General features: G+C 73.7%; 10 protein-coding genes. 4 read left to right on the plus strand and 6 right to left on the minus strand.

All coding sequences use genetic code 11. The features are described 5' to 3' along the window. Positions 1-28 precede the first annotated feature (28 nt). The 3 genes from ACFYQQ_RS23375 to ACFYQQ_RS23385 all read left to right on the plus strand — a co-directional run bounded on the left by ACFYQQ_RS23375 (position 29) and on the right by ACFYQQ_RS23385 (position 3,811). Complete coding sequence (locus ACFYQQ_RS23375) at positions 29-1,195, plus strand: FAD-dependent oxidoreductase (RefSeq protein WP_355788325.1); 1,167 nt, start codon at positions 29-31, stop codon at positions 1,193-1,195. 90 nt (positions 1,196-1,285) lie between these two features. Further along, a complete protein-coding gene (locus ACFYQQ_RS23380; protein WP_355788323.1) occupies positions 1,286-2,266 on the plus strand; it encodes a zinc-binding dehydrogenase in 981 nt (326 codons plus the stop codon). A gap of 54 nt (positions 2,267-2,320) precedes the next feature. Then, entirely contained in the window at positions 2,321-3,811 is a 1,491-nt protein-coding gene (locus tag ACFYQQ_RS23385) for an MFS transporter (protein ID WP_388905025.1), read from the plus strand. Here ACFYQQ_RS23385 and ACFYQQ_RS23390 read toward each other — a convergent pair. Further along, the gene (locus ACFYQQ_RS23390; protein WP_355788320.1) at positions 3,800-4,273 is read right to left on the minus strand and encodes a GNAT family N-acetyltransferase; all 474 of its coding nucleotides are present in this window, start codon (positions 4,271-4,273) and stop codon (positions 3,800-3,802) included. The genes ACFYQQ_RS23385 and ACFYQQ_RS23390 overlap by 12 nt on opposite strands. 134 nt (positions 4,274-4,407) lie before the next feature. On the opposite strand from ACFYQQ_RS23390, the gene ACFYQQ_RS23395 reads away from it, so the two are divergent. Further along, entirely contained in the window at positions 4,408-5,835 is a 1,428-nt protein-coding gene (locus ACFYQQ_RS23395; protein WP_388905026.1) for an NAD(P)/FAD-dependent oxidoreductase, read from the plus strand. Positions 5,836-5,842: 7 nt separating this feature from the next. Here the strand turns inward: ACFYQQ_RS23395 and ACFYQQ_RS23400 are convergent, their stop codons facing one another. The 5 genes from ACFYQQ_RS23400 to ACFYQQ_RS23420 form a co-directional block, all read right to left on the minus strand. Then, the gene (locus ACFYQQ_RS23400) at positions 5,843-6,355 is read right to left on the minus strand and encodes a DUF2867 domain-containing protein (RefSeq protein WP_355795501.1); all 513 of its coding nucleotides are present in this window, start codon (positions 6,353-6,355) and stop codon (positions 5,843-5,845) included. Positions 6,356-6,437: 82 nt separating this feature from the next. Continuing rightward, positions 6,438-7,358 carry a hypothetical protein gene (locus ACFYQQ_RS23405; protein ID WP_356244350.1) on the minus strand — a complete coding sequence of 307 codons (921 nt, stop codon included), beginning with the start codon at positions 7,356-7,358 and terminating at the stop codon, positions 6,438-6,440. A 76-nt stretch (positions 7,359-7,434) separates the two neighbouring features. After that, positions 7,435-8,379, minus strand: a complete 945-nt coding sequence (locus ACFYQQ_RS23410) for a recombinase family protein (protein ID WP_388905027.1) — start codon at positions 8,377-8,379, stop codon at positions 7,435-7,437. A gap of 354 nt (positions 8,380-8,733) precedes the next feature. Next, the gene (locus tag ACFYQQ_RS23415) at positions 8,734-9,519 is read right to left on the minus strand and encodes a helix-turn-helix transcriptional regulator (RefSeq protein ID WP_355784854.1); all 786 of its coding nucleotides are present in this window, start codon (positions 9,517-9,519) and stop codon (positions 8,734-8,736) included. Between the two features lie 228 nt (positions 9,520-9,747). Then, a complete protein-coding gene (locus ACFYQQ_RS23420) occupies positions 9,748-10,275 on the minus strand; it encodes a DUF2867 domain-containing protein (protein WP_355784857.1) in 528 nt (175 codons plus the stop codon). Positions 10,276-10,299 lie beyond the last annotated feature (24 nt).

The following is a 10,299-nucleotide window of genomic DNA, read 5'->3' on the forward strand; positions in this document are numbered from 1 at the left end:
CGGACCGCGACCAGAGGGAGACCCGACCATGCACCGCATCACCGTCATCGGCGGCGGCTTCGCCGGACTCACCGCCGCCATCACCGCCGCCGAGGCCGGCGCCAAGGTCACCGTGTACGAGGCGCACCACACCCTGGGCGGCCGGGCCCGCACCGCCGAGGGCCCCTACCGGACGAACGAGGGACCGCACGCCCTCTACAGCGGCGGCCCGCACTGGACCTGGCTCAGGCAGCGCGACCTCATCGGCCCGCTCGCCCCGCTGCCGCCGCTGGAGGGCGCCCGGCTGCGCCTGCGCCACCGCGGTGTCCTGCGCCGCACCCCGCCCTTCGCCATGCTCAGGCTGCTGCGCCGCACCGCCCGGCAGGCGCCCGTGGACAGCGACTTCCTGACCTGGGCGACCGCCCAGGCGGGCGAGGAGGGCGCCCGGGCCGCCGCGCACTACTCCGCCGTCGCCCTCTTCCACCACGACCCGGGCTCGCTCTCGGCGGCGTTCGTGCAGGAGCGGCTGCGCCGGGCCACCCGGCTGCCCCCGGAGGCGCACTACCCGCGCGGCGGCTGGGCGAGCGTCATCGACCGGATGGCGGCCCGCGCCTGGAACCTCGGCGTACGGGTGGAGACCCTGTCCCGCGTCGACGCCCTCCCCGAGAACCAGGGGCCGGTCGTCGTCGCCACCTCCCTCGACGCCGCGCGGCGGCTCCTCAAGGACGACACGCTCACCTGGACCGGCGGCCGGACCGCCCTGATCGACCTGGCCGTGCGCACCCGCCGCGGTGACGCGTTCGCCGTCTCGGACCTGGACGCGCCCGGCTGGATCGAGCGCTTCACGGCCCAGGACCGCACGCTGGCCCCGGCCGGGGAACAGCTCGTGCAGGGCCAGATCCCGATCGCGCCGCACGAGTCGCGGGCCGACGGCGCCGCACGCGCCGAGGAACTGCTCGACCTCGGGTTCCCGGGCTGGCGGGAGCGTCTGACCTGGCGCCGGGAGGCCGTCGCACGGGGGCGTACGGGGGCGGTGGACCTGCCGGGGACCAGCTGGCGCGACCGGCCCTCGGTGGACCGCGGGGACGGCGTCTACCTGGCCGGCGACCAGGTCGCGGCACCGGGTGTGCTGTCCGAGGTGTCGTTCAACAGCGCCCTCGAAGCCGTGACCCTGGCCCTGCGCATCCGGCAACGCCTTGACCTCAAGCAAGCCTGAGGTTGAAGGCTGGGCACCTCAGGACCCGTGCACGGCCGCGCACTCCCGCGCGGCCCGCACGGGTCACGACCGCACAGCGAGGAGCCCGCCATGCACGCCGTACGCCTGCACGCCTTCGGTCCCGCCGAGAACCTCACCTTCGAGCGGACCGCCGATCCCGAACCGGGCCCGGGGCAGGTCCGGATCGCCGTGGCCGCGGCCGGCGTGCACCTGCTCGACACCGCGCTGCGCGAGGGCATGCGGGGACCGGCGCCGCGGCCCGCCGAACTGCCCACGATCCCCGGCCGCGAGGTCGCCGGCGTCGTCGAGTCCCTCGGTGCGGGCGCCCCCGCCGGCCTGCTCGGACGGCGCGTCGTCGCCCACCTCGGCTTCGCCCCCGGCGGCTACGCCGAGCTCGCCGTCACCGACGCCGCCCGGCTCCACGAGATCCCGGAGAACCTGGACTTCGCGGCGGCCGTCGCCATGATCGGCACGGGGCGTACGGCGCTGGGGATCCTCCAGTTCGCGGAGCTGGGGCCCGGTGCCGTGGCCGTGATCCCGGCCGCGGCGGGCGGCATCGGAACCCTGCTCGTGCAGTACGCCAAGCACGCGGGCGCCACGGTGATCGGCCTCGCGGGCGGTCCCGAGAAGGCCGCCCTGGTCCGCGCGAACGGCGCCGACCTGGCCGTCGACTACCGGGACGGCGCGTGGCCGGAGCGGGTCCGCGCCCACCTGGGCGACCGCGCGGCCACCGTGGTCCTGGACGGCGTCGGCGGCGATGTCGCCCGTGCCGCCGTCGGCCTGCTCGCGCCCGGCGGCCGGCACCTCGTCTTCGGCTGGTCCGCCGAGGGCGTCCGGGACGGCGGCCCCCACCTCGTGGACGGGGTGTCGACGCAAGTCCTCGGCCCCGTCATGTTCGAAAAGGCGGGCGGCCCAGACCCGCTGCGCACCCTGGAGGAGCGCGCCCTCGCCGAGGCCGCGGCCGGGCGGCTGACCCCCGCCGTGCAGCGCTTCCCCCTCGCGCGGGCCGCCGACGCCCACCGCGCCCTGGAGTCCCGGCGCACCGTCGGCAAGGTGGTCCTGGAACCCTGAACGCCCGCCCGCCCCGGAGATGCGACGAGGTCCGCTTCATGGTGTTCTGGGCGGATGACTGTCCCCCACACAGGTGAACACGTGGGCGCCGATCCCCGCCGCTGGTGGGCTCTGGTGGTCATCGCGCTCGCCCAGCTGATGGTGGTCCTGGACGCGACGATCGTGAACATCGCGCTGCCGTCGGCCCAGAGCGATCTGCACATCTCCGACGGCGACCGCCAGTGGGTCGTCACGGCCTACACGCTGGCCTTCGGCGGACTGCTGCTGCTGGGTGGCCGAATCGCCGACCTCGTCGGACGCAAACGTACCTTCGTCATCGGTCTGATCGGCTTCGCCGCCGCCTCCGCGCTCGGCGGCGCGGCCACCGGATCCGCGATGCTCTTCGGCGCCCGCGCGCTGCAGGGCGCCTTCGCCGCCCTCCTCGCCCCGTCGGCGCTGTCCCTCCTGACGACCACCTTCACCCACCCGAAGGAGCGCGGAAAGGCTTTCGGGATCTACGGAGCGCTGGCGGGCAGCGGATCCGCGATCGGGTTCATCGCGGGCGGGCTGCTGACCGAGTACCTGGACTGGCGCTGGTGCCTGTACGTCAACATCCCCATCGCCGTGCTCGCGGTGGTCGGTGCGTTCGCGCTCCTGCACGACCGGCCGGGCCGCGCCGGTGCCCGGCTCGACGTGCCCGGCGCGGTGCTGGGCTGCGGCGGCCTCGTCGCCATCGTGTACGGGTTCAGCGAGGCGCAGCCGCGCGGCTGGACGGACCCGCTGGTGCTCGGCCTGTTCGCGGCGGGGATCGCCCTGCTCGTGGCCTTCGTGTGGTGGCAGGCGAGGGCACCCCAGCCGCTGCTGCCGCTGCACATCGTCAAGGACCGCAACCGCGCGGGCTGCTTCCTGACCATGGGACTCGCCGTCATCGGCCTGTTCGGGCTGTTCCTGTTCCTGACCTACTACCTGCAGGGCGTCCTCGGCTACTCCCCCGTGAAGGCGGGCCTGTCGTTCCTGCCGCTGACGGCCGCCATCATCGTCGGTTCGACCCAGATCTCGGCCCGCCTGATGAACCGCCTCGCGCCGCGCATGCTGATGGTCCCCGGCATGGTCCTCGCCTCGGCCGGCATGGTGCTCCTGACCCGGCTCGAGGTCGGCTCCTCGTACGCGAGCCATCTCCTGCCCGCCATGCTGCTGATGGGCCTCGGCATGGGTCTCACCTTCATGCCGGTCTTCGCCACCGCCACCGCCGGGGTCGCCCCGCACGACGCCGGAGTGACCTCCGCCACCGTCAACACTGCCCAGCAGGTAGGCGGTTCCATCGGCACGGCACTGCTCAACACCATCGCCACCACCAGCAGCGCGGCGTACATCACCGCGCATCTGCGCGACCCCTCGCGAAAGGAGCTGGTGACGCAGGAGGGCATCGTGCACGGCTACACGGTGGCCATCTGGTGGGCCGCCGGGATCATGCTGCTGGCGGGCCTGATCGCGGGCCTGATGGTGACGGTGCGGGCTCCCCGGCACGCGCCCGCGCAGCACTCGGTGCCGGAGTCAGTCCCGTGAGCCGAGCCTCGTGAGCGACTCGTCCGTCAGCCGGTACACGCTCCACTCGTCCTGCGGGCGGGCGCCCAGCGACTCGTAGAACTCGACGGCGGGGCGGTTCCAGTTCAGCACCGCCCACTCCAGCCGCTCGTAGCCGCGCTCGACGCAGATCCGCGCCAGCTCGGTGAGCAGCGCCCTGCCGTGGCCGCCGCGGCGCGCCTCCGGGCGTACGTACAGGTCCTCCAGGTAGATCCCGTGCACCCCGCGCCAGGTGGAGAAGTTCAGGAACCACAGCGCGAACCCGACGGGCTCGCCCGCCTCCTCGGCGACGAGCCCGAACACGGCGGGTCGCTCCCCGAACAGCGCCTCGCGCAGCTGCTCCTCGGTGGCCCGGGCCTCGTGCGCCGCCTTCTCGTACTCGGCCAGCTCACGGATCATCGCGTGGATGACGGGGACGTCGGCGGGGGTCGCGGTACGAATCATGCGGGCAGGCTACGTGAGTGTCCCGGCGGTCCGCCGCGGGGTGCCCGCGGGGGCTTCCGGACGGCCTCCGAGCAGCGAAAGAGCACGAAATCCGAAGGAGACACCGGCGTCCCGCAGGGGTTAGCGTCCGGGCCATGAGCAGCAAGCCCGCGAGCAGCGCAGGAAGCACGGCCGCCACGGTGAACGGCGGCATCTCGTTCTGGTACGCGCAGGACGGTCTCCCCGGCCCGCGCGAGCCCCTGCCCGGGGACGCGTCGGCCGACGTCGTCATCGTCGGCGGCGGGTACACGGGGCTGTGGACCGCGTACTACCTGAAGAAGGCGGCCCCCTTCCTGCGCATCACCGTCCTGGAGCAGAAGTTCTGCGGCTACGGCGCCTCGGGGCGCAACGGCGGCTGGCTCTACAACGGCATCGCGGGCCGCGACCGGTACGCGAAACTGCACGGCCACGACGCGGCCGTACGGCTCCAGCAGGCGATGAACGAGACCGTGGGCGAGGTCGTCAGGGTCGCCGCGGAGGAGGGCGTCGCGGCCGACATCCACCAGGGCGGCGTCCTCGAAGTGGCGTACACACCCGCCCAGTTGGCCCGGCTGAAGGACTTCCACGCCACCGAGCTGTTCTACGGCGAGAAGGACCGCGAGCTGTACGGCGCCCGCGAGACCGCCGAGCGGATCCGGGTCGCGGACGCGGTCGGCTCCGCCTGGACCCCGCACGGCGCCCGGCTGCACCCGGTGAAGCTGGTCAAGGGGCTGGCCGCGGCCGTCGAGGCGCTCGGCGTCACCATCCACGAGCAGACGCCCGTGACCGAGATCCGCCCCAAGCACGCGGTGACCCCGTACGGCACGGTCCGCGCGCCCTACGTCCTGCGCTGCACGGAGGGCTTCACCGCCTCCCTGAAGGGCCAGCGCCGGACCTGGCTGCCCATGAACTCGTCGATGATCGCGACGGAGCCGCTGACCGCCGCCCAGTGGGAGTCCGTCGGCTGGGAGGGCCGCGAGACGCTCGGCGACATGGCGCACGCCTACATGTACGCCCAGCGCACCGCCGACGGACGCATCGCGCTCGGCGGGCGCGGGGTGCCGTACCGCTTCGGCTCGCGCACCGACAACGACGGCCGTACGCAGCCGGCGACCGTGGAGGCGCTGCGCGAGATCCTCGTGCGTCTCTTCCCGTCGCTGGCGGGAGTGCGGGTGGAGCACGCCTGGTCCGGTGTCCTCGGCGTCCCGCGCGACTGGTGCGCCACGGTCACCCTGGACCGCTCCACCGGCCTCGGCTGGGCGGGCGGTTACGTCGGTTCGGGCGTCGCGACCGCCAACCTCGCCGCCCGCACGCTGCGCGACCTCGTCCAGTACGACTCCGGCCAGGCGGGCCCCACCGACCTGACCGCCCTGCCGTGGGTGGGCCACCGGGTGCGCAAGTGGGAGCCGGAGCCCTTCCGTTTCGTCGGCGTCCACGGCATGTACGCGACCTACCGCACCGCGGACCGGCGTGAGCTGGCCACGCACGCCGCGCGGTCCTCGCGGCTGGCGCGGCTGGCGGACCGGGTGGCCGGCCGCCACTGACGGGCCCTCACCCCGCGTCGCAGGCACCGCCGACGACGCGGGGGACGATCACGTGGTGCAGCGGCTGGATCGCCGTGAAGTACAGGCGTCCGGCGGGGCGGTGGAAGCGTACGGCCGTGGTGCAGACGCCCTCCGTGCCGGTGCCGGAGGCGGCCGGGCGGACCGCGAACGACGTCCGGAAGTCCAGGTGCTTGTCGTCGTCCCCGCACAGGACCTCGTCGTCGTCGACCGTCAGCAGCCGGAACGGCCCCATCTTCAGGCCCGGTTCGATCCGGATGTGCTCGGGGGCGACGCGCCGCTGCCGCTGGAGGCCGAAGGGCGCCATCACCCGGTCGCGCACCCCGATCAGCCGGTGCACCCACTCCGGGGTACCCAGGAAGACGGCGCGGGTGAAGTCGACCGCGGTGGTGCCGGGCGGCAGGTCCACGGCCACCGCGTCCACGTGGTCGCAGCCGCCGAGGCTCTCCCGGGCCGCGTCGAGCACGGGCGTGGCGTGCCTGCGTACGTTCCCAGCGGCCATGTCGCCGCCCCCTTCTCCAGTACGGTCCCGGCCGGCTCCCGGGCACGGTCGCCATGGTCCTCCCCGTGCCGTCGGGCCGGCGTCAGGTGTGCGCGGGCGCCCCGAGGACCTCGCTGGGGCGCAGCGCGGTCATCACGCTGTCGACCGTGAGGACGGGTCTGCCGTCGGCGGTCGAGGTGGCGCCCTCGAAGATCCACGTCCCGGCGAGCGCCCGGCTGATCGTCACCTCGTGGCGCAGCACGTCACCGGGCAGGACCTCGCCCACGACCTCGATGCCGGACATGCCGCCGAACAGGGCTACCTGCCCGGCCAGTTCCTCCGGGGCCCGGTCCCAGGCGGCGAGCAGGGCCGCGCTCTGGCACCACGACTCGATGAGCAGCGCCGCCGGATACCCGTACCCGGAGTCGGCCGTCTCGTCGGGAAGGTCCCGGTACCAGGGCTCGTTGCACGTCACCGCCTTCCGCGTGACGACGCGCCGGCCGGGCTCGACGGCGAGGACCCGGTCCACGAGCAGCGCGGGATAGCGGTGCGGGATGAGCCGCTTCAGCACGGCCACCCCGTGGGAGGCGCCCGGGGCGGTGTCGGCGCCCGCCGCCGGTGCCCGGGGTGCGGGGGCCGGGTCCGGCCGCCCGGCGTCGCGGTACCGCAGCCGCAGCGTCGCGCTCTTGCCGCGCGCGGTCCGGCAGACGGCCCGCACGTCCCGCACCCCGTCCGCGGCGGCGACGGCGGCCTCGACGGTCAGGGTGTCGCCGGGCAGCACGGGGGACAGGAACCGCACGGACCTGATGCCCGCGAGTACCGGCGTCCCGCCGCCGGTGTCCCGGGCGTGCCGGAGCACCGCGTGGTGCACGGCGTCCAGGGCGAACACACCGGGCAGGAGCGGGAAGCCCGGGTAGTGGCCCGCGAAGACCGGCGCCGCCGGGTCCGCGGGGAACGTCATCTCGATGCCGTCGCCGTCCCGTCTCACGACGGACGACCTGGGCATCAGCTCGATGGAGTGCACTCGGTTCCTCTTCCTCGGGTCCTCGGGGTCCAGGGGGTCCTGGGGCCGGTCCGCGTTCCGCGGGGTCCGCGGGCCGCTACAGGGCGATCCGGGTGCGGACGACGAGCCCCTCGGGCCCGAGCACCGCCTTGACGTCCAGCAGCCGGTCGGAGTCGGAGTAACTGAGCCGGACGCCCAGCGCCTGGAGCGCGGAGGCCCCCGGCCGGCCGGCCGTGCCCAGGGAGCGCAGCTGGTGCCGGGCCGCCGCCACGGCGTGGTGGCCGCCGCCCGCGACCAGCAGTCGGCGCAGTCCCTGCGGTGCGGCCAGCCCGCGCAGCCAGGCGAGCAGCGGGCCCATGGCGTCCTGCTCGCGCAGATAGACGTTGCGGGGGTGGTCCGCGCACTCGGCGTCCTCGGAGGCGGGGACCCGGCAGCGGTAGTAGGGCTCGCCGTTGTTCCAGGTGCCCTGCATCAGCCGGTTGCAGCGTCCGCAGCGCAGCAGCCCGCGCAGCGCGTACGGCTTCGGCGGCTCGGCGTCGCACTCCCCGGTGCGCTTCCTGCGCTTGGCGAACACGGCGTGGACCTGCTCGAAGACGTCGGACGCGATCAACTGCCGCCCCCCGGCGGCGTCGTCGGCGAGGCCCTCGGGCGCATTCCGGCCCGCGTAGCGGGGGTTGAGGAGGATGGCCCGCACCGTGCTCTTGGACCAGCCGGACGCCGGGCGGGTCGCACTCGCGGCCGCCGGGCCGGGGCTCGGGACGCCGTCGGTGTTCAGGCCCTCGGCGATGCTCTGCAGGCTCCGGCCGTCGAGGCACTCGTGGAAAATGCGGCGCACGACCGGTGCCGTGTGCTCGTCCGGGACGAGTAGCTGCCGTTGTCCGGTGCCGTCGAGGACGACGGCCGTACGGAATCCGTAGGGCGGGCGTCCACGCCCGCGGGACAGTTTCCGCAGCGGATACGAGTTCGTCGGCGCGGAAATCGAATGGGACGGATTTTCTCCCCGGATATCCGCGCAGGGGCGGGCCGGTATATGCGATTTCATCAAGCTTCCCCGTTGATTCTTGCCGGCCGTTCACTCGCGACGGCATGCCCGCGCCGCCGCACGGCGGCACCCCGGAAAAGGGAGCGCCGCGTGCGGTCGTTCCGCGCGGATGAGTGAGTGCCGTCTCGGCACGGCCGGGCCGGGGCCGCCTCGTCGCGGCCGGGCCCGGCCCGGGTGAATGGCCGTGGTCCCCCAGCGGGCCGCGTGCGGGAGAGTCCCGCCTCGCGAGCGCCGCTCGAACTGCTCTCAAGCTATGCCCGGGTCCCGGAGCGGGACAACGGCCTGGCCGGTTGCTGACGGCCGGGCCCCGTGGTTCCCGGCGGGGCCGGCCGGAAGTGGCAGCTTGCTGAGCCCTCAGCCGTGCCCGGCGCGGCCCCCGTCCGCCCCGCGGTCCCCTCTGAGCAGCCCCATCTCGGCCGCGCGGACCCCCGCCTGGAAACGGGAGCCGGCGCCCAGTACCCGCATGATCTCGGCCACGTGCCTGCGGTAGGTGCGCACGGAGATCGACAGCGCCCGGGCCGCGGCGTCGTCGGTGTACCCCTCGCACAGACAGCGCAGGATGTCCTGCGGGACCTGCCGGCGCAGCTGTTCCTCGGCGAGCGGCACCCCGCGCTCCCAGGCGTCGGTGAACAGCGCGTTGAGCGCGTCCACGACGGCGGGCGCCCGGACCAGCGCGATGTGCCGCGGGCCCTCGTTGCCCGTGCCCTCCGAGCGGGTGAGCACGTTCTCCGCGTCGATGACGATCGCGCCGGTGAGCGCGGCGTCGCCGAGTCTGACCTCGATGCCCGGCCGGCGCCGCTGGAGTTCGGCGAGCCGTCCGCGGTCCGCCGTCGCCTGCGAGTCCAGCACGCGTACGCGCACCCCGTCCGGCACCTCGCCTGCCAGTTGCGACAGCACGTGTATACGCAGCCGGGCCGCCGAACGGTCCGACGGCACCAGGACGTTCACGCTGTGCTTCGCCTCGCCGAGCAGGCGCTGCAACGCTCCGAGCGCCGCCCGGGCGCTCTCGGCCGTCACCAGCAGCGACCTGCTGTCCGGGGACGGACGCTGTCCCCGCGAGACGATCGATTCGATACGGTCACGGATCTCCAGGAGCGCCTGCTCGGCGTCGCTTGAAATGTGCGAGAACTCTACCCCCACACTGTCGAACAGACCTGAATTCGCTAGTGTTTCCCCATTGGACATACATCCCCCGTTACGACCCCGCACGATTTTTCTCTCGGTGCGGGATCATCCCCCGAAAAAGCTGGTCAAAAGCTTCCAGAATTCTCTTTCGGGAGTCTACCTATAGCAACTCTCAGCGTCAACGAACAGCAGTTAGGTGAGAATTGAACCTTATTTCGTCGACAGAATGTCGAGAAGAACCCGTCACCCCCCGGCCGGGGTTTCGCCCGGCTCGCCGCCCCGCGCCCCGCGTCTGACGAGTCCGGCGACGACGGCGTGGTGAAAGGTCTCGATCGCCCGGAAGTAGAGGCGGCCCGCCCTGCGGTGAAAGCGGACGACGGTCGTGCACACGGCCTCGGGACCGCGCGGTCCCTGCCGTACGGCGAAGGAGCAGCGGAAACTCAGATGCTTGTCGTTGTCGCCCGCGAGGACTTCCTCGTCCGAGACGCTCAGCAGCCGCATCGGGCCGATCTTGGCACCGGCGGCGACGGCCGCGGGCGCGCCCCTCTCCCGCTGTTTCAGGCCGAAGGGCGCCACCGCCGCGTCCCGCACCACGAGCAGGGTCCGCACCCAGCGCGGGGGCGAACCCAGCATCCGCCGGGTGAAGTCGACCGCGGTGACGCCCGGTTCGACGTCGACGGCCACCGTGTCGACGTGGTCGTAGCGGCCCAGACTGGCGTGCGCCGCCGCCACGACCGGCTCGACGTTCCTGCGTACCGCGACCCGCTGCATCTCGTGTTCCGTTCCCTGGGGCGT

This window comes from Streptomyces sp. NPDC005496 (assembly GCF_042872045.1).
In the GTDB taxonomy this organism is placed as follows: domain Bacteria; phylum Actinomycetota; class Actinomycetes; order Streptomycetales; family Streptomycetaceae; genus Streptomyces.

Bases quoted from the DNA above. Each gene is read 5' to 3' on its own strand.
- ACFYQQ_RS23375 (WP_355788325.1), top strand. From the start codon at position 29: ATGCACCGCATCACCGTCATCGGCGGCGGCTTCGCCGGACTCACCGCC.
- ACFYQQ_RS23380 (WP_355788323.1), top strand. From the start codon at position 1,286: ATGCACGCCGTACGCCTGCACGCCTTCGGTCCCGCCGAGAACCTCACC.
- ACFYQQ_RS23385 (WP_388905025.1), top strand. From the start codon at position 2,321: ATGACTGTCCCCCACACAGGTGAACACGTGGGCGCCGATCCCCGCCGC.
- ACFYQQ_RS23390 (WP_355788320.1), bottom strand. From the start codon at position 4,273: ATGATTCGTACCGCGACCCCCGCCGACGTCCCCGTCATCCACGCGATG.
- ACFYQQ_RS23395 (WP_388905026.1), top strand. From the start codon at position 4,408: ATGAGCAGCAAGCCCGCGAGCAGCGCAGGAAGCACGGCCGCCACGGTG.
- ACFYQQ_RS23400 (WP_355795501.1), bottom strand. From the start codon at position 6,355: ATGGCCGCTGGGAACGTACGCAGGCACGCCACGCCCGTGCTCGACGCG.
- ACFYQQ_RS23410 (WP_388905027.1), bottom strand. From the start codon at position 8,379: ATGAAATCGCATATACCGGCCCGCCCCTGCGCGGATATCCGGGGAGAA.
- ACFYQQ_RS23420 (WP_355784857.1), bottom strand. From the start codon at position 10,275: ATGCAGCGGGTCGCGGTACGCAGGAACGTCGAGCCGGTCGTGGCGGCG.